21 protein-coding genes are annotated in these 16338 nt (G+C 62.3%); 9 read left to right on the forward strand and 12 right to left on the reverse strand.

The genetic code is table 11. The features are described 5' to 3' along the window. Window positions 1–12: 12 nt before the first annotated feature. The 3 genes from AB8B02_RS12765 to AB8B02_RS12775 all read right to left on the reverse strand — a co-directional run bounded on the left by AB8B02_RS12765 (window position 13) and on the right by AB8B02_RS12775 (window position 2800). On the reverse strand, window positions 13–1236 hold the full coding sequence (locus AB8B02_RS12765; RefSeq protein WP_439064089.1) for an ABC transporter substrate-binding protein: 1224 nt from the start codon (window positions 1234–1236) through the stop codon (window positions 13–15). A gap of 69 nt (window positions 1237–1305) precedes the next feature. After that, on the reverse strand, window positions 1306–2052 hold the full coding sequence (locus AB8B02_RS12770; RefSeq protein ID WP_089263896.1) for an ABC transporter ATP-binding protein: 747 nt from the start codon (window positions 2050–2052) through the stop codon (window positions 1306–1308). Further along, window positions 2045–2800: an ABC transporter ATP-binding protein gene (locus AB8B02_RS12775; RefSeq protein WP_089263895.1), complete on the reverse strand. Its 756-nt coding sequence runs from the start codon at window positions 2798–2800 to the stop codon at window positions 2045–2047. Before AB8B02_RS12775 ends, AB8B02_RS12770 begins: the two co-directional genes overlap by 8 nt. Before the next feature lie 404 nt (window positions 2801–3204). Here AB8B02_RS12775 and AB8B02_RS12780 point away from each other — a divergent pair, with 404 nt between their 5' ends. Then, on the forward strand, window positions 3205–3807 hold the full coding sequence (locus AB8B02_RS12780) for a hypothetical protein (RefSeq protein WP_439064090.1): 603 nt from the start codon (window positions 3205–3207) through the stop codon (window positions 3805–3807). Window positions 3808–3810: 3 nt separating this feature from the next. On the opposite strand, the gene AB8B02_RS12785 is transcribed toward AB8B02_RS12780, so the two are convergent. Together AB8B02_RS12785 and AB8B02_RS12790 are read right to left on the reverse strand one after the other, a co-directional pair. Continuing rightward, a complete protein-coding gene (locus AB8B02_RS12785; RefSeq protein WP_120292243.1) occupies window positions 3811–4158 on the reverse strand; it encodes an ArsC family reductase in 348 nt (115 codons plus the stop codon). Window positions 4159–4301: 143 nt separating this feature from the next. Then, entirely contained in the window at window positions 4302–4877 is a 576-nt protein-coding gene (locus tag AB8B02_RS12790; protein WP_439064091.1) for a DUF308 domain-containing protein, read from the reverse strand. Window positions 4878–5117: 240 nt separating this feature from the next. On the opposite strand from AB8B02_RS12790, the gene AB8B02_RS12795 reads away from it, so the two are divergent. The 3 genes from AB8B02_RS12795 (at window position 5118) to AB8B02_RS12805 (ending at window position 6318) form a co-directional block, all read left to right on the forward strand. Beyond that, window positions 5118–5531 (forward strand): MarR family winged helix-turn-helix transcriptional regulator, encoded by a 414-nt coding sequence (locus AB8B02_RS12795; RefSeq protein ID WP_089264628.1) that lies wholly within the window; start codon window positions 5118–5120, stop codon window positions 5529–5531. A gap of 72 nt (window positions 5532–5603) precedes the next feature. Beyond that, window positions 5604–5762 carry a DUF5993 family protein gene (locus tag AB8B02_RS12800; RefSeq protein WP_175366187.1) on the forward strand — a complete coding sequence of 53 codons (159 nt, stop codon included), beginning with the start codon at window positions 5604–5606 and terminating at the stop codon, window positions 5760–5762. A 7-nt stretch (window positions 5763–5769) separates the two neighbouring features. Beyond that, complete coding sequence (locus AB8B02_RS12805; protein ID WP_439064092.1) at window positions 5770–6318, forward strand: disulfide bond formation protein B; 549 nt, start codon at window positions 5770–5772, stop codon at window positions 6316–6318. 54 nt (window positions 6319–6372) lie between these two features. On the opposite strand, the gene AB8B02_RS12810 is transcribed toward AB8B02_RS12805, so the two are convergent. Continuing rightward, on the reverse strand, window positions 6373–7287 hold the full coding sequence (locus AB8B02_RS12810) for a hypothetical protein (RefSeq protein WP_439064093.1): 915 nt from the start codon (window positions 7285–7287) through the stop codon (window positions 6373–6375). A 140-nt stretch (window positions 7288–7427) separates the two neighbouring features. Here AB8B02_RS12810 and AB8B02_RS12815 point away from each other — a divergent pair, with 140 nt between their 5' ends. Then, complete coding sequence (locus tag AB8B02_RS12815; protein ID WP_439064094.1) at window positions 7428–8090, forward strand: HD domain-containing protein; 663 nt, start codon at window positions 7428–7430, stop codon at window positions 8088–8090. A gap of 9 nt (window positions 8091–8099) precedes the next feature. Here AB8B02_RS12815 and AB8B02_RS12820 read toward each other — a convergent pair whose 3' ends face one another. Beyond that, window positions 8100–8606 carry a cytochrome P460 family protein gene (locus AB8B02_RS12820; protein WP_439064095.1) on the reverse strand — a complete coding sequence of 169 codons (507 nt, stop codon included), beginning with the start codon at window positions 8604–8606 and terminating at the stop codon, window positions 8100–8102. Window positions 8607–8618: 12 nt separating this feature from the next. Beyond that, window positions 8619–9623, reverse strand: a complete 1005-nt coding sequence (locus tag AB8B02_RS12825) for an alpha/beta fold hydrolase (RefSeq protein WP_439064641.1) — start codon at window positions 9621–9623, stop codon at window positions 8619–8621. A gap of 254 nt (window positions 9624–9877) precedes the next feature. Between AB8B02_RS12825 and AB8B02_RS12830 the strand changes: the two genes are divergently transcribed. After that, a complete protein-coding gene (locus AB8B02_RS12830; RefSeq protein ID WP_439064096.1) occupies window positions 9878–11458 on the forward strand; it encodes a winged helix-turn-helix domain-containing protein in 1581 nt (526 codons plus the stop codon). Next, entirely contained in the window at window positions 11455–11946 is a 492-nt protein-coding gene (locus AB8B02_RS12835; RefSeq protein WP_439064097.1) for a peptide deformylase, read from the forward strand. The genes AB8B02_RS12830 and AB8B02_RS12835 overlap by 4 nt, the downstream gene beginning before the upstream one ends. Before the next feature lie 15 nt (window positions 11947–11961). On the opposite strand, the gene AB8B02_RS12840 is transcribed toward AB8B02_RS12835, so the two are convergent. Both AB8B02_RS12840 and AB8B02_RS12845 read right to left on the reverse strand, forming a co-directional pair. After that, complete coding sequence (locus AB8B02_RS12840) at window positions 11962–12255, reverse strand: hypothetical protein (protein WP_439064098.1); 294 nt, start codon at window positions 12253–12255, stop codon at window positions 11962–11964. Next, window positions 12248–12997, reverse strand: coding sequence for a DUF899 domain-containing protein (locus AB8B02_RS12845; RefSeq protein ID WP_439064099.1), 750 nt, complete (start codon window positions 12995–12997; stop codon window positions 12248–12250). The genes AB8B02_RS12840 and AB8B02_RS12845 overlap by 8 nt, the downstream gene beginning before the upstream one ends. Before the next feature lie 122 nt (window positions 12998–13119). Between AB8B02_RS12845 and AB8B02_RS12850 the strand changes: the two genes are divergently transcribed. Then, window positions 13120–14340: a helix-turn-helix domain-containing protein gene (locus AB8B02_RS12850; RefSeq protein WP_439064100.1), complete on the forward strand. Its 1221-nt coding sequence runs from the start codon at window positions 13120–13122 to the stop codon at window positions 14338–14340. Between the two features lie 30 nt (window positions 14341–14370). Next, window positions 14371–15009 carry a Vgb family protein gene (locus AB8B02_RS12855; RefSeq protein WP_439058667.1) on the forward strand — a complete coding sequence of 213 codons (639 nt, stop codon included), beginning with the start codon at window positions 14371–14373 and terminating at the stop codon, window positions 15007–15009. 30 nt (window positions 15010–15039) lie between these two features. On the opposite strand, the gene AB8B02_RS12860 is transcribed toward AB8B02_RS12855, so the two are convergent. Continuing rightward, complete coding sequence (locus AB8B02_RS12860) at window positions 15040–15639, reverse strand: YdeI/OmpD-associated family protein (RefSeq protein ID WP_439058668.1); 600 nt, start codon at window positions 15637–15639, stop codon at window positions 15040–15042. 27 nt (window positions 15640–15666) lie between these two features. Then, window positions 15667–16326: a TenA family protein gene (locus AB8B02_RS12865; protein WP_439064101.1), complete on the reverse strand. Its 660-nt coding sequence runs from the start codon at window positions 16324–16326 to the stop codon at window positions 15667–15669. Window positions 16327–16338 lie beyond the last annotated feature (12 nt).

A 16338-nucleotide genomic window follows, 5' to 3' on the forward strand; every position in this document is an offset into this window, starting at 1 on the left:
CGGGCTTCTAAATTAGGTCTTCTTCAAAAGCGGACAAGCACTCTTGTCGAGCGGCGTGAAGGCCTGATCGGCAGGGATCGTCGCCACCAGCTTGTAGTAATCCCAGGGTCCCTTCGACTCCTCAGGCTTCTTGACCTCGAACAGATAGGCCGGGTGCAGCTTGCGGCCGTTCGGCTGGATCGTGCCCTTGCCGAAGATGATGTCATCGGTCGGGGTCGCCTTCATCTTGTCGACGATCTTCAACCCGTCATGGGAGTTGCCACCCATCGCATCCAGCGTCTTGAAGTAATGGATCAGCGACGAATACACGCCGGCCTGCACCGTGGTCGGCATGGCCTTGTTCTTCATGCGCTCCTGGAAGCGCTTGGAGAACGACCGCGTGCCGTCATTGAGGTCCCAGTAGAAGGTCTCGGTGAAGCTCAGTCCCTGCGCAACCGGCAGGCCCAGGGCATGGACGTCCGAAATGAACATCAGCAGGCCGGCAAGTTTCTGGCCACCCTTGATGATGCCGAATTCGGAGGCCTGCTTGATCGAGTTGATGGTGTCGCCGCCGGCATTCGCTAGGCCGATCACCTTCGCCTTCGAGGTCTGCGCCTGCAGCAAGAACGACGAGAAATCGGCGGTGTTCAGCGGCGGCCGCACGCTGCCCAGCACCTTGCCGCCCATGGCGGTCACGGCGTTGGTGGTGTCGCGCTCAAGCGCGGTACCGAAAGCATAATCCGCGGTCAGGAAGAACCAGGTATCGCCGCCGCTCTTGACCATCGCGGAGCCGGTGCCGTTGGCAAGCTGATAGGTGTCATAGGCCCAGTGAATGGTGTTGGGCGAGCACTGTGCATTGGAAAGATCGGATGTGCCGGAGCCGGAGTTCAGATAGACGCCGTTCTTTTCCTTGACGACGTTGTTGACGGCGAGACCGACGGAGGACGTCGGCACGTCAACGATCACGTCGACCTTGTCGCGGTCGAACCACTGGCGCGCGATGTTGACGCCGATATCCGGCTTGTTCTGGTGGTCGCCGACCACGACGTCGATCTTCCATCCTTTGGCGGCAAGGCCGGAATCCTCGACGGCCATCTGCGCCGCCAGCGTCGAACCGACACCGGTTACGTCGGCATAGAGGCCGGACTGGTCGTTCAGCACGCCGATCTTGGCGGTCTTGTCCTGGGCAAACGCAAGCGAGCTTGCGCTCATCATCAGCGTAAAACCCAGCAGCGACGTCGAAACGACTTTTTTCATTCTGTGCTCCCTACCCGTATTGATGGTTGTGTCTATCGTCGGACCGTTGGCTCGGTCCGTTATTCGATATTAGACGCCGAGATACGTATGCAGCTTGTCCATATTCGCCGAGAGCTCGGAATTGGCGAAGCCATCGATGATCTTGCCGTGCTCGACGATGTAGTAGCGATCCGCCACCGTGGCAGCGAAACGGAAGTTCTGCTCGACCAGCAGGATGGTGAAGCCTTCCGACTTCAGCCGCGCAATGGTGTGACCGATCTGCTGGATGATGACGGGCGCCAGCCCCTCGGTTGGCTCGTCCAGCATCAGGAAGCGCGCGCCGGTGCGCAGAATGCGCCCGATCGCCAGCATCTGCTGCTCACCGCCGGAGAGTTTTGTCCCTTGGCTGTTGAGACGCTCTTTCAGATTTGGAAACAGCTCGAAGATCTGATCCAGAGACAACCCGCCCGGCCGGATCGTCGGCGGCAGCATCAGATTCTCTTTCACGTCGAGGCTGGAAAAGATGCCGCGTTCTTCCGGACAGAATGCGATGCCCTGCTTCGCGATCTTGTCCGACGAGGTCTTGATGATCTCGTTGCCTTCGAACTTTATCGAGCCGGTGCGCTTGCCGATGATGCCCATGATGGACTTCAGCGTCGTGGTCTTGCCGGCGCCGTTGCGACCGAGCAGCGTGACGACCTCGCCCGGCTTCACGTTGAAATTGATGCCGTGAAGAATGTGCGACTCGCCATACCAGGCTTCGAGATTCTCGATGCTGAGAATTGGATTGCCGGTTGCTGCAGTCGTTGCCGGTGCGGCCATTGTGATCTCAGCCATGCCCGGCTCCCAGATAAGCTTCCTTGACGCGCTCGTCCTTGGTGAGGTCGGCGTAGCTGCCTTCCGCAAGAACCTTTCCGCGAGTCAGAACGGTAATGATGTCCGACAGATTGGACACGACGCTGAGGTTATGTTCGACCATCAGGATGGTATACTTCGCCGAGATGCGCTTGATCAGCGCTGCGATCTTGTCGATGTCCTCGTGGCCCATGCCGGCCATCGGCTCGTCGAGCAGCATCATCTCGGGATCGAGCGCCAGCGTAGTGGCGATCTCTAATGCCCGCTTGCGGCCATAAGGCATTTCCACGGCGGGCGTATTGGCGAATTCGCTGAGGCCGACGTCGTCGAGCAGTTCAGCGGCGCGTTGATTGTACTGATCCAGCACGCTCTTGGAGCGCCAGAAGTCGAACGACGATCCATGCTGACGCTGCAGTGCAACACGGACATTTTCCAGCGCCGTCAGATGCGGAAACACCGCGGAGATCTGGAACGAACGTACGAGGCCAAGGCGCGCCACGTCGGCGGGCGCCGTCGCGGTGATATCCTTGCCCTTGTAGAAAATCTGGCCGGCGGACGGCTGCATGAACTTGGTCAGCAGATTGAAACACGTCGTCTTGCCGGCCCCGTTAGGGCCGATCAATGCGTGAATGGTGCCGCGGCGAACTTTGAGACTGACATCGCGGACTGCGAAAAAGCCCGCAAATTCCTTGGTCAATCCGTTGGTTTCGAGAATGAACTCATCGGTCAAGCAAATTTCCCCCATCGACCTTCCCGGCGTGTGTCTCCGCCAGTGGCCAACTTTTTGCGCAGCCGCATTTCGGGGAAAACTGAAAGTCATCCCCGCGCGGCCACATCGAGTGGCGCGAATATGCCGTCAACGCGACGGCGAACGCAAGGTGCAATGCGGCAGAATTGGGTGGACTGCCTGTCGCACCGACTTCGCCCTTAGTCGTAGGCAGTTAGCCCCCTGCGCATGCAGAAAGCAGAGTCCGCCTGCGACCGGTCCACCGTGCAGAACGCACCATCTGTTTGCGCCGCAAGGAGCTTTGAAAATCGCTCGTTAATTGTATTGCGAGGCGACTTCCCGCGTTCATTGATTATTTGCTTGCTGTACTCATACTACCCTCGATCGATATCAGGGGGATCGTTGCCGTGGACTTCCAGAGCGCCGACGCGTCCGTGGTGAAGTCCATTCGGCAGCGCGATCTGCTGAACTGCTGGCTACGGCTCTATGCGCCGCAACAGGCCCTGCCCGATATCGCCAACTATCGCCCGGATCGGATGGACGACGAACGTCCTGATCTCGTCGACTACATTGTTAATCACAGCACGGCACCGCCGCGGCTCATCATCGACAGCAACGGCACCCGCATGGCGAGCGCCTATGGTACCACCGGCAAGGGCCGCTATCTCGACGATTATCTCGGTCCGATCCTCGGTCCTGTCGTGCTGCCGGCCTATCATGAATGTATCGCACGCGAGTTGCCGACTTACACCGTCTCGATGATCGACGATGTCAACGGTCGTGTTGTCGCCTATGAGCGGATGCTGATGCCGTTCTCATCAGGCGATGGCGTCACCCATATCATCGCGTCGCTCAAGACGATCAGCGAGGACGGTGGATTCGAAATCAAAAATCTGATGCGCGGCCATCACACCGTGCCGGTGCCGAAACTCCGCGCGGTGATCGATCGCAGCCTGTCCTATCGTGCGCCGCACCGGCTCGCAGCCGGCGACGTCGTCGAGATCGACTGATCGCTATTTTACGTCTTTTGCGTAAATCTCCGGCTTGAAGCCAACCACAAGCTTGCCGCCAAGATCGAGCACAGGCCGCTTGATCATCGAGGGCTGCTCGAGCATCAGCGCGATTGCCTTGCTCTCGTTCAGACCTTCCTTGGCAGCGTCATCGAGCTTGCGAAACGTGGTGCCGGCGCGATTGAGCAGCGTCTCCCAGCCGACCTCCTTGGCCCAGCGCTGCAGCCGCGCCTTGTCGATGCCTTCGGCCTTGTAGTCATGGAAGCTGTAGGCGACGCCATGGCTGTCGAGCCAGACGCGCGCTTTCTTCATCGTATCGCAATTCTTGATACCGTAGATGGTGATGGCCATGAGATGTCGCCGTGCCTGCCAGGAGTGATCGTCGTTCTGACCTGACTAGCAGATCAGGCAGCAGCGGCTGACAGCAAATCCGCGATCATCCACAGAGGCGGCCGATGATGCTGGGGCCGGCATCATCGGTTTATCCTCAGATCTCAGGCCGTACGCCCGCGGTTCGCGAAGATCAACCACAGCGCCGACACCAGGAAATAGAAGGCGCCGAAACCGGCATAGGGTGCGACGTCCACGATTGTCGGCACTGTGGCGCCGCCCGCCTGCTTGACAAAGAACAGGCCGGCGGCGGTCGACTGCGCGCCGCTCAGGATCATCGCCCACTGCGCACCGAATGCGCGCCAGCGTCGAACGCCGGTCACGAGTTGCGCGAGGCCCGCCAATGCCGCCCAGACGCCGAACACCGCGAGTACGGCATTCATCCCCGTGCGCAAGGCGATGGCCACGGCCAGTGCGGCAATGAGGCTCACCCCCACATTCAGCGCCTGCGAGGGATTGGCCAGCAAGCCGCCGCTGCCCTGGGCATCGAACCAGTTCGCAAGGGCATCCCAGGCGGGGTAACTGACCAGCAGGATGGCGGCGGCCCCGGGCGACGAGACGCCAACGGTGAAGGCGGCTGCCACCCAGGCTGCCGCGACGATGCCGCGGACGAGGTAATAACGTGCGAGGTCTCCGCTCGCTACGGCCGGCAGGCTGGCGGTTCCCTGTGGGACGGTCATTCTGGTCTCCATCGAAGCTTGGACCGGGCGCTCTCCACCGGGCTGGCGGAAGAACCTTGGTCAAATTACATATTACGATAACTAATATCGCGATATGTTTATTGGCTCGAGCAGGCCGCCTTGTCCATATTTACTTATCGCGATATACGTTATTGTGATATCGACGTGAGGAGAGTTGCCGTGGTGCCCGCCGACATTCCGCTGGATCACCAGCTCTGTTTTTCGCTCTACAGCGCCAGCATGGCCATCGGCCGCGCCTACAAGCCGCTGCTCGACGCGCTCGAGATCACGTACCCGCAATATCTCGTGCTGAGCACATTGTGGGAGGGCGGCGCACAGAGCGTCGGCGGCATCGCCGACCGGCTGGCGCTGGAATCGAGCACGGTCACGCCGCTGGTGAAGCGGCTCGAACAGGCCGGCTTCGTCGCGCGCAAGCGCAATCCGGACGATGAGCGGCAGGTCGTCGTCAGCCTCACTGCCAAAGGCGTGGGTCTGCGCGAAAAATCCCGCTGCCTTGGCGAGACGTTGTTCGCCGCAGCCGGCATGACGCCGGAACGGCTGATCGCCCTGAACAGCGAGGTCCATGCCTTTCGGGATGCCGTGACCAACTACACCGGCAAGACAGGTGCGACCGTGGCGGAGACCGCCGACTGACGCAGATGACACGCGACAGGGCGCCAGCGAATCTGTCGTAAGATACCGGACACATTCAGCGCCGGAGCGACCATGGAGTTCACCGCACTTTTCCTGGCGATCGCCATCACCATGCTCGTCGCATGGTATGGCAGCCGCAGCCTCGCATTCTCTCTGTTCGCCGTTGTGCTGATTGCCTGCGTGGCGACCTTCCTGCACCACGCCACCGACGCGCTGAAACTGTCGTTCTGAGGCCATCATGACCTCACATCGCGCTATCGCCCTCAACGTCCTCGCACTCTACGCGCTCGCCGCGCTGCTCGCGGCCGCCTTTGCCGCCCAGTTCATTTTGGGCGAGCTGCCCTGCCCGCTATGCCTGCTGCAGCGGATCATGTTCGCACTGCTCGCCATAGGTCCGATCCTCAACATCCGCTTCGGCCCACGTCCCAGCCATTACGCGCTGTCGCTGCTCGCCGCCGTGGTCGGCGCCATCGTCTCGACGCGGCAGGTGCTTCTACACATCACGCCCGGCGATCCCGGCTTCGGCACCGCGCTGTTCGGCTATCACTATTACACCTGGGCACTGATCGGCTTCATCGCAGCCATCGTTCTGTTGTCGCTGGTGCTGCTGTTCGACCGGCAATTCGAGAAGGCCCCCGCTGCTCACTCGGCGCCCAGCGTCATCGCCCATGTTGCCGTCTGGCTCGTGATCGGCCTGACGGCTGCGAACGTCGCCTCGACCTTGCTCGAATGCGGCTTCAAGGCCTGTGCGGATGATCCCGTGGTGTATGAGCTACTGAAGCGATAGCGGCGTCGTTCCCCGCGGGTGCGAGCGACCTTACAAATGCGTTGAGCTGGCACGTCAGGACGACCAACCCGTATTGTCGTAGATCTCTCCGAACGTCTGAACCGCGATACAGTTGACTCCCATCGACTCCAAGAAAAAGAGCTTTCCGGCCTGCCTGTCGTCAGACATATCGTTTTTGTAAACATACCAAGCTGGATGAAAGCGCTCGCGAAACTTCTTGAAGTACTTGGCACGCTCAATAAGAAGCCAGCCGAGAAAGACTTCGTTTTCTTCAAGAGCCAAACCAAAGATGAGCAAGGGCTTATTGAATACAACATGAATCCAGGTATTCGCACCTGCCCAAATGCGACGATCCTTTGCTCCAAAGAGAGGGGCGGCGCCGCTGCGATGAAGCCAAGTCCGGGCTCGCTGAACCGACCCCATATAGTGGCTAAGTCCCAAGCGAATGCTGCGCTTGTATTTTACCATCCCGTTAATGTGCCAAACGCCGAAAGAAGCGCACGGATCAGTGATAGCTGTTTGGCTAAAGTGACACTCCCACGGGTAGTAGCTCGTAAATTTCGGATTTTGCGGACGCCAGAACTGTGCATTGACGGCATCGCTCAACACTTGATCGAAGTTCGTCGTGAGCACTGGAGTACAGTGTCGTACTGCCCAGTTCATGATCTTCCGGTGATGTGGGAGTACATCCCAACCGTCCAGGAGCGCACAAAATTGCTCCTGCAGAGCACCGATCTTACTCCCAGACAAGAGCTCCAGCACATCATAAAATTCTGTAAGCGTCGTGCCAGGTGGCACCTCAACAAGCCCGGGCGAGCACTCTTGAGCAATCTCGACGAGCAGCTGATCCCAGGAATTTACACGTTTCGATTCTACGTATCGGTGGATGCCGTTTCCGATGATCAGAGCCAAATTATCGCTGCTCTGCTCAAGCAAGGCGCTAAGGCTGTTGACGGGGTTATTGGCCACAATTCCTCATGATGCTGCTTCGGCGATAAAACGGCATACACACTCAGCCTTGCCGCCTGAGTTCTACCCGTTCGCAATCCGAATCTAATGACATCAAAACACGCTTGGCAACGCCCGGCGGCCAATCTAACAACGACGCCATGACTGAGATCACCGGTATCGCTGCCGCCTTCGCTCCGTTCGAAACGCTGGCCTCTTCACTTCTGCATCACATCGAGACCGATGACGGATCGCATGACGTCGCGCATCTGGCGCGTGTCTGGTCCAATGTCCGCGCCATCCAGAAGGCCGAGGGCGGCGATCCCGAGATCCTCGCGGCAGCGACGCTGCTGCACGACTGCGTCGCCGTCGAGAAGAGCTCACCGCTCCGCGCCAGTGCCTCGCGCCTCGCTGCCGAACATGCCGTGATCCTGCTGGCGCCGCTGGGCTGGACGAACGATCGGCTGGACCGTGTCGCCCACGCCATCGCGGCGCATAGTTTCTCGGCCAAGATCACGCCCGAGACGATCGAGGCGCAGATCCTGCAGGATGCCGACCGGCTGGATGCTATCGGCGCCATCGGCATCGCGCGCTGCTTCTACACCGCCGGGCGGATGCAGTCCCTGCTGTACGATCCCGAGGATCCCGCTGCACGCCGTCGCGCCTTTGACGATCGCAATTTTGCGATCGACCATCTGCCGGCGAAACTGCTGACGCTCGCGGACGGCTTCAACACCGCCACCGGCCGACGCATGGCACAAGAACGCCACGCGCGGACCGAGGCTTTCCTCACGGCGTTTCTGGCCGAGGTCGGCGTTTCGTGAAATGGGCGCTTACGGCGCCCACTTCGTGAACACGTAATCCCGCTCCTTCACGCGTGCCTCGTGACACGCAAAGCAGGTTTCGTGCTGTGCCTGATCCACCGGCTTGCCGTCGATGAAGCGGCCGAAGCCCCAGCCGCCTGACGCGGGGTATTTCTTCGAATCCTTCACCATGACCTGAACCGTGGTCGCGGCGCCGGGGATCGAGGCAGATTCGAATTCCGGCGACTGGGTGTGCTTCCAGGCGAGCTTCACCAGCACCGTGCCATCGGGAAACGGGAGCTGGCCGTCCCGATAGGCTTTGACGGCGATGTCGTTGCCGACCACGGCGCGTAATTCATTCAGAGGCTCGGCCTCCTGCGCCGGCGCGATCAGCTCCCATTTGCGGTAGCCATCGGGAAGCCCGACGCCATAGATCGGCGACAGGTTGGCGGGACTGACCGTGTTGGCGGCAAAGGCCGCCACCACCACGGATGACACCACGCCTGCTGCGAGGCTCGCTGCAAGAATCCATCGCATCGCGGCTCTCTCTCAGCGTGCCATCGCGTCGGCGTCGATGATGGCCTGGGCGAATTCACGCGGTGCTTCCTGCGGCAGGTTGTGACCGATCCCGCCATTCACCGTGCGATGCTCGTACTTGCCGGTGAACTTCTTCGCATAGGCCTTGGGATCGGGATGCGGCGCGCCATTGGCGTCGCCTTCCATGGTGATGGTCGGCACCGCAATCACCGGCCCCTGCGCCAGCCGCTTCTCCAGCTCATCATATTTCGCCTCGCCCTGGGCGAGTTCGAGCCGCCAGCGATAGTTGTGGATGGTAATGGCGACGTGATCGGGATTCTCGAACGCCTTGGCTGATCGGTCATAGGTGGCGTCATCGAAATTCCACTTCGGCGAGGCCAGCTTCCAGATCAGCTTGGCGAAGTCGTGCCGGTACTTGTCATAGCCCAGCCGGCCGCGCTCCGTGGTGAAGTAGAACTGGTACCACCATTCCAGTTCAGCCTTCGGCGGCAACGGCATGCGGTTGCCCTCCTGGCTGCCGATCAGATAGCCGCTGACGGCGACCAGCGCCTTGACGCGCTCGGGCCAGATCGCAGCCAGAATGTCGGCCGTGCGGCCACCCCAGTCGTAGCCGCCGACCACCGCCTTCTCGATCTTCAGTGCGTCCATGAACGCGACGATGTCGGTGGCGAGCGCTGCCGGCTGGCCATTGCGCACCGTCGCGTCGGAGAGGAAGCGCGTCCCGCCATAGCCGCGCAGATACGGGATGATGACGCGGTAGCCGGCCGAGGCCAGCAGCGGCGCGACATCCACATAGCTGTAGATGTCATAGGGCCAGCCGTGCAGCAGCAGCACAACGGGGCCGTTCGCCGGGCCGTCCTCGGCATAGGCGACGCTGAGGTCGCCGGCATTGATCTGCTTCAGCGGCTTGAACGACGTATGCGTGCCGCGCTTGATGGCCGGGAGCTGCTTGCCGGCCTTGGCGGCCTGCGCCGCGGCGGAGCCGATGCCGCCGAACGGGGCCGCGGCGATGCCCATGAGCGCCGCGCCCAGCAGGCTGCGGCGGTTGAAGTGGCTGGTGTCGCGCTTGTCATTCGTCATGGTGCAGGTCCTCCGGGCAATGACGGTTGAGGCCGTCGATATGCGGACCATGCCGCGGCGTGGCGGCATCCGCTTGAAGGATTCTTAGATTTTCTCTTGAGAAGGCCATGATTTATCGTTGAGACGGGGTGTGCTAGGGGAGGCTCCTGCGCACAAGGCCTTGGCGCGACAACAGGTATTGGACCCCTATCTTGCTGTTCCGGTTCGACGAATTCGTCCTCGACACTGACCGGCGGGAGCTACGGCGGGGCACGGACACGGTGGCGGTGGAGCCGCAGGTGTTCGATGTGCTGGAATTCCTGATCCGCGCGCGGGACAAGGTCGTCAGCCGTGACGATCTGCTGGCCGAAGTCTGGCACGGCCGCATCGTGTCCGAGGCGACGCTCAGCAGCCGGGTCAACGCGGCCCGCACGGCCATCGGCGACAATGGCGAGCAGCAGCGGCTGATCCGCACTTTACCGCGGAAGGGGTTTCGCTTCGTCGGCGAGGTCATCGAACAGACCGACAGCCCCTCTCCGTCCGTGGTGACAACGCCCGCAACTGCACTCCTGCCCGCTACCGCCGATCCCGCAGGTTTGTCGATCGCGGTGCTGCCCTTCACCAATATGAGCGCGGATCCCGAGCAGGATTATTTCGGCGACGGTATCGCCGAGGAAATCATCACCGCGCTGTCCCGCTGCAGCGGACTGTTCGTGATCGCGCGCAACTCGTCCTTCACCTACAAGTCCAAGCAGGTCGACATTCGCGAGATCGGCCGCACCCTCGGCGTCAACTACGTGCTCGAAGGCAGCGTCCGCCGCGCCGGCGAGCGGCTTCGCATCATTGCGCAATTGATCGACGCCCGTTCCGGTGCGCATCTCTGGGCCGACAAATTCGACGGCGACCGCAGCGATGTATTCGACCTGCAGGACCGCATCACCGAACAAGCCGTCGCCACCATCGAGCCGACGCTGCGCATCGCCGAAATCGAACGGCGCAAGCACAGCCGGCCAAACGCGCCTGATGCCTATGACCTGCTGCTACGCGCCTATGGATTCGAACACGACTTCACGCCGGCGAGCATGAGTGCGGCGCTGGATTGCCTGCATCAGGCGCTGGCGCTCGACCCGACTTACGCGCCCGCGATGGCAGCGGCCGCCTATTGCCATGCGCAGCGACATTTCCAGGGCTGGATCAGCCCGGACGACGCCCATCGCAGCGAAGGCCTGGCACTGGCGCATCGCGCCATTGAGCGGATGCCGAACGATCCGCAGATCCTCTGGATGGCCGCGTTTGCGATCTGGAATCTCGCCGAGCCACAGACGGCGAAGGACGCGGCCGTCGAATTGTTCAGCCGCTCGCTCGCGATCAATCCAAACTCCGCCACTGCACTTGCACTGGCCGGATGGATCGAGACCATGCGCGGGCAGCAGCAGACAGGCCGCGCTCTGCTCGACCGAGCGCGCCGGCTCAACCCGCTCGATCCACACGGCTGGTTCGTCTCCGGTGCGCTGGCCATCGCTGCGATCATCGACGAGAACTATCCGGAGGCGATCGCTTGGGCGGACAAGGCGCTGCTGCAGAATCGGCGTTTCGCCGTCGCACTCCGCGCACTCGCCGTGGCGCTCGTGAAAACCGGCGCGCACGAACGCGCCGCACAGGTGGTCGAGGAACTGCTCACCATCGAACCGGAGCTCACGGTCTCCGCTTTCTTTGCGCGCATCCCCGTCCCCGTCGAGTCCATGGCGCAAACCTATGCCGCCGCGCTGAAAGCGGCTGGACTGCCGGAATGAGTATCCGCCCGATCGTCCGCTATCCCGACCTGCGCCTCACGCGGCCGGCCGCTGATGTCACCGTATTCGACGATGCGCTGCGCGCGCTCACCGACGATCTCCGCGACACCATGCATGCCGCTCCCGGCATCGGCATCACCGCGCCACATATCGGTGTATCCCTGCGCGTCGTCGTGCTCGATCTCGGCGATGGCGCCAAGACCTATGTGAATCCCGAGATCGCATGGGCCTCGTCCGAACTGATCATGCATCAGGAAGGCAGTGTCTCGATGCCCGGTGTGAATGACGACATCCAGCGCCACGCCCGCGTACGGATCAGCTATCAGGATCTCGACGGCAATACGCAAACAGAAGAGTCCGACGGCCTGCGTGCGGTTTGCCACCAGCACGAGATCGACCAGCTCAACGGCATGTTCTGGATCCAGCGCCTGTCGCGCCTCAAGCGCGAGCGGCTGATCAAGCGGTTCGAGAAGTTGTCGCGCGCCTGAAGCGCGCCACAACCGTCACGTCCGCCACTGCGATTGGCGGTATCGGCCGGATATCAGCCTGAGCCAAGGCACGGTATGGAACAAACTCATCAGGGCATACATCACCGCCATTCCACTCCACGGCGATGCGCGCGACGCCGAACAGAGCAGGTCCGGCGAACTGCCATCGAACACACCCGTCAAAAGCGCCATCAATGCGAAGGCCGGTGCGGCCGCAAGGCATAGCCAGTCGGCGGCCGGCGCAAGACCACCCATTTTCCAGCGATAGGCCTTCGCACGATCCATGATATCGTCGATGGCGCTACTCATCGGTCTTCCGAAACGTGGCCTCTCCGGCGGCCGAGACCTCGACCCATTTCTTGTCGGGTGCAGCGCCAGCGACATAGTTGTCGTGCCAGTTCCACCATTTGTAGGTCGGAGTCTGCGGATAGCCTTCGGGCGAATCCTCCCAGACCTCCTGGCGGCCGAGCGGCGTCGCGTCGAGATAGCTCCAGGTGGTCCCCATCGCCTCGTCGCCGCGACTGTTGATGAAATAGGTGCGGAACACGCGGTCGCCGTCGCGGAAGAAAACGTTATGGCCGTGCCACTCGTCGACACCGAAGTCGGCGTCGAAACTGTCCGTGATGGTGACCCACGGCATCTCCCAATCCATCCGCGCCTTCAGGCGTGCGATGTCCGCCTGCGGTGCCCGCGAGGCATAGACGAGCGTGGTATCACGGGCATTCAGATGCGCGAGATGGGCGACCTGATCGGCACCCAGGGAACAGCCGCGGCAGGCGTGATCGGGCCAGCCGAACACCCCGGGCTCGAAGAAGGCGCGGTAGACGATCAATTGACGGCGGCCGGCGAACAGATCGCGCAGGCTGACCGTTCCGCCAGGCCCCTCGAAAGCATAGGCCTTATTCACTTCCATCCACGGCATCCGCCGGCGCTCGGCAGCGAGCGCGTCGCGCGCCCGCATGACAGCCTTCTCCTTCACGAGCATGTCCGTTCGCGCGGCCTCCCATGCCTGCGGTGACACAATCGGTGGTGTTTTCATCGGTGCCGTCATGGTCTTCTCTCCACTTTCGTCCATCGTCATGCGTTGCCGGCACGACTTGCCGGTTGATCGTCGTGAGGTAGATTAGGATCCGGCAATGGACGGGTGGGAGTGACAAGTGTGGCGGGATTTGAATGGACTCCCTGATCACCGCCGCAGGTCATGCGCTCGCGGCGGGTGATCCGCTGGGTGCCTTGAAGCGTGTTGCCTTGCGTGATGACGCGCCGGCGCTTGCGCTACGCGGCATCGCAATGGCGCAGCTCGGCGATTTTGCACGCGCGAAGGATCTCGTGAAACGGGCCGCGCGCGCCTTCGGTGCGAAGGAACCCGTGGCGCGTGCGCGGTGCATCGTCGCCGAGGCCGAGATCGCCCTTGTCTCACGCGATCTGAACTGGCCCACCAAGGCGCTCGACGCCGCGCGGCTGACGCTCGATGCCCATGGCGACCACGTGAATGCGGCCTATGGCGGCTATCTCGACGTCAGGCGCCTTCTCCTGATCGGGCGTCTCGACGAAGCCGAGCGAAAGCTCGGCGCGCTCGATCCCGCGCCTCTGCCGCCCGCCTTGCGTACGGCCCACGCGCTGGTCGTCGCCGGCATCGCGATGCGCCGCCTGCAGGCGAAAAAGTCACGCGCCGCCATTGCCGACGCGCAGCGTGCCGCCAGGCTCGCCCGCATTCCGGCGCTAACGGCCGAAGTGGACACTGCGTCCCGGCTCCTCGACGCTCCCGCTGCGCGTCTGATCGCACGTGGCGGCGAACGCGTGTTGCTGCTCGACGATGTCGAGGCGTTGCAGAATTCGAAAGCCATTGTCATCGATGCGTGCCGGCATGTCATCCGCTGCCAGAAGACAGAGCTGTCACTGGCCACCCGGCCCGTCCTGTTCGCCCTCGCCCGCGCACTTGGCGAAGCATGGCCTGCGGATGTTTCGCGCGAGACGCTGCTGGTACGCGCATTCCGCGCCAGACATGCCGATGATTCGCATCGCGCGCGGCTCCGCGTCGAGATGGGACGGCTGCGCAAACTGCTTGCGCCGCTGGCCGAGGTGCACGCGACCAAGCCCGGTTTTGCGCTGGTACTGCGCCGCGCCCGCGACGTCGTCGTGCTGGCGCGGCCGGTCGAGGAAGAACACGCCGCAGTGCTCGCGCTTCTCGCCGATGGAGAAGCCTGGTCGAGCTCTGCATTGGCGCTGGCGCTCGGCACCAGCCAGCGCAGCGTTCAGCGGGCACTCGACGAACTGGCGGTGGAGAATAAGGTGCAGCCGCTCGGTCGCGGTCGAGCACGCCGCTGGACGTCGCCATCCCTGCCAGGACTCGCGACGATGTTGTTACTCCCGCCGCCGCTGCCGGATCACTAGGGTCATCGTCACATCATCAAGGAGAGTTACATGACCAACTCAGCAGCCGAAATCATCCGCGAATATGGCCCCTTCGAGGGTGTCGACGGCGTGCACGGCGTCACCTATGACGGCACGCAGGTCTGGTTCGCATCCGGCGACAAACTCCACGCACTCGATCCCGCAAGCGGCAAGACGGTGCGCGCCATCGACGTCGCCGCTCATGCCGGCACGGCATTCGACGGCAAGCATCTGTTCCAGATCGCCGAGGACCGTATCCAGAAGATCGATCCGGCGACCGGCCGCGTGCTGAATACCATCCCTGCGCCCGGCGGCGGTGCCGACTCCGGCATGGCCTGGGCCGAAGGCACGCTGTGGGTAGGACAATATCGCGAGCGCAAGATTCACCAGATCGATCCCGACACTGGAAAGATCCTGCGCACCATCGAGAGCAACCGCTTCGTCACCGGCGTCACCTGGGTGGACGGCGAACTCTGGCACGGCACCTGGGAAAACGACGAGAGCGACATCAGGCGCGTCGATCCGCAAACCGGCGAAGCGCTGGAGAAGCTCGCACTGCCGGCAGGCAGTGGCGTCTCCGGCCTCGAGTCAGATGGTGCCGATCAGTTCTTCGCCGGCGGCGGAGCCAGCGGCAAGGTACGCGCGATCAGGCGGCCGAAGCGGAAGTGATCGGTAGCGTGAGCCGCGTCCCGTCGCGGCTCACTTCTTCCCCTGCGGATAGATCGTCTCGCCCTTCTTCAGCATCTCGACGAAGGCCGCAATCCGCTTCTTGCGGCCGGCTTCGGTCTTCATGTTGTGGACCCGAAATGCCAGCGAGAAGCGGTTCTGGGCGCTGAGCTTAGCCAGCATCGCACGGGCTTTCGGCTCGGCGTCGATCGCGGCCTGCAGATCGGCGGGGATCGCCATGTCCTTGCCGCTGCCATAGGCGCGATCCCAGCGGCCATCGGCCTTCGCCGCCTCAACATGGACAAGGCCGTGCTCGGTCATGCGCTCCTCCTCGACGAGGCGCGCAATGTTGTCGACATTGATCTTGCTCCAGACGCTCTTTTTGCCGCGCGGCGAATAGCGCTGCAGAAAGCTCGTCTCGTCCAGTCCCTTGCGGATGCCGTCGATCCAGCCCCAGCACAGCACGACATCAATCGCCTCCTTGGGCGTGATCGATGCGAGGCCGGATTTCAGCTTGTGAACCTTGATCCAGACCTCACCGGCCTTGTCGTGGTTCTTGCCGAGCCATTTATAGAAGGCGTCAGCGTTCTTAAACTCGCGCACATTCGCGGGATCGACTTTGACGGGTGCCATGCTCTGTCCTGACCGCTGCGCGCTGCGTTAGCGCGCGTCCAGCCCCATCTGCCAGAAATCAGCTTCCAGCCGCGACGCCTGGCCAAACAATTTGGCGAGCTCCGTAAAGCGCCGCTCGGTCATCGCACGCGCGGCGAGATCGTCGAGATGGCGGCGCGCTTTCACCGCGATATCCTGATAGGCCTCGCCGGCATATTCGCCGATCCATTCGCGATACGGATGATCGCCAAGTGCATCGGCACCGTCCGGCGCGAGCTTCTTGCCTATCTCGGCGTAACCGATCACGCAGGGCGCCAGCGCCACATGCAGGTCGAGCAGATCGCCGGCGGCGCCGCAATCCAGCACGAAGCGCGTATAGGCCACCGTCGCCTGCAGCTCGGGCGCAGCCTCGATATCGGCCGGCGACAATCCCCACCTCCCGCACAGTTTTACGTGAAGCTCCATCTCGCCGAGAATGGCCGCAAGTCCGCCTTGGGCCGCCTTCATGTCGTCAAGCGAGCGGCTCTTGTACGTCGCCAGCGCATAGGCGCGCGCGAACTGGATCAGGAACAGATAGTCTTGCACCAGATAGGTGCGAAACGCGGGCTCAGGCAGCGTGCCGGCGCCGAGTTGGCGGACGAAACTATGATCGACATAGCTGGACCAGTCATCGGCCGCAGCGGATTTGAGACGATCAAAAATATCCATGCGCATTCCAAT

Origin of the sequence: Tardiphaga sp. 862_B3_N4_1 (assembly GCF_051811085.1) — a bacterium.
Classification (GTDB): Bacteria; Pseudomonadota; Alphaproteobacteria; order Rhizobiales; family Xanthobacteraceae; genus Tardiphaga; species Tardiphaga robiniae.

Excerpts from the sequence above, each read along its gene's own strand:
- AB8B02_RS12855 (WP_439058667.1), top strand. The coding sequence starts at position 14,371 with ATGACCAACTCAGCAGCCGAAATCATCCGCGAATATGGCCCCTTCGAG.
- AB8B02_RS12800 (WP_175366187.1), top strand. The coding sequence starts at position 5,604 with ATGGAGTTCACCGCACTTTTCCTGGCGATCGCCATCACCATGCTCGTC.
- AB8B02_RS12770 (WP_089263896.1), bottom strand. The coding sequence starts at position 2,052 with ATGGCTGAGATCACAATGGCCGCACCGGCAACGACTGCAGCAACCGGC.
- AB8B02_RS12850 (WP_439064100.1), top strand. The coding sequence starts at position 13,120 with ATGGACTCCCTGATCACCGCCGCAGGTCATGCGCTCGCGGCGGGTGAT.
- AB8B02_RS12865 (WP_439064101.1), bottom strand. The coding sequence starts at position 16,326 with ATGGATATTTTTGATCGTCTCAAATCCGCTGCGGCCGATGACTGGTCC.
- AB8B02_RS12840 (WP_439064098.1), bottom strand. The coding sequence starts at position 12,255 with ATGAGTAGCGCCATCGACGATATCATGGATCGTGCGAAGGCCTATCGC.
- AB8B02_RS12795 (WP_089264628.1), top strand. The coding sequence starts at position 5,118 with ATGGCCATCGGCCGCGCCTACAAGCCGCTGCTCGACGCGCTCGAGATC.
- AB8B02_RS12765 (WP_439064089.1), bottom strand. The coding sequence starts at position 1,236 with ATGAAAAAAGTCGTTTCGACGTCGCTGCTGGGTTTTACGCTGATGATG.
- AB8B02_RS12785 (WP_120292243.1), bottom strand. The coding sequence starts at position 4,158 with ATGGCCATCACCATCTACGGTATCAAGAATTGCGATACGATGAAGAAA.
- AB8B02_RS12790 (WP_439064091.1), bottom strand. The coding sequence starts at position 4,877 with ATGACCGTCCCACAGGGAACCGCCAGCCTGCCGGCCGTAGCGAGCGGA.
- AB8B02_RS12805 (WP_439064092.1), top strand. The coding sequence starts at position 5,770 with ATGACCTCACATCGCGCTATCGCCCTCAACGTCCTCGCACTCTACGCG.
- AB8B02_RS12815 (WP_439064094.1), top strand. The coding sequence starts at position 7,428 with ATGACTGAGATCACCGGTATCGCTGCCGCCTTCGCTCCGTTCGAAACG.
- AB8B02_RS12845 (WP_439064099.1), bottom strand. The coding sequence starts at position 12,997 with ATGACGGCACCGATGAAAACACCACCGATTGTGTCACCGCAGGCATGG.
- AB8B02_RS12820 (WP_439064095.1), bottom strand. The coding sequence starts at position 8,606 with ATGCGATGGATTCTTGCAGCGAGCCTCGCAGCAGGCGTGGTGTCATCC.
- AB8B02_RS12860 (WP_439058668.1), bottom strand. The coding sequence starts at position 15,639 with ATGGCACCCGTCAAAGTCGATCCCGCGAATGTGCGCGAGTTTAAGAAC.
- AB8B02_RS12825 (WP_439064641.1), bottom strand. The coding sequence starts at position 9,623 with ATGGGCATCGCCGCGGCCCCGTTCGGCGGCATCGGCTCCGCCGCGGCG.
- AB8B02_RS12835 (WP_439064097.1), top strand. The coding sequence starts at position 11,455 with ATGAGTATCCGCCCGATCGTCCGCTATCCCGACCTGCGCCTCACGCGG.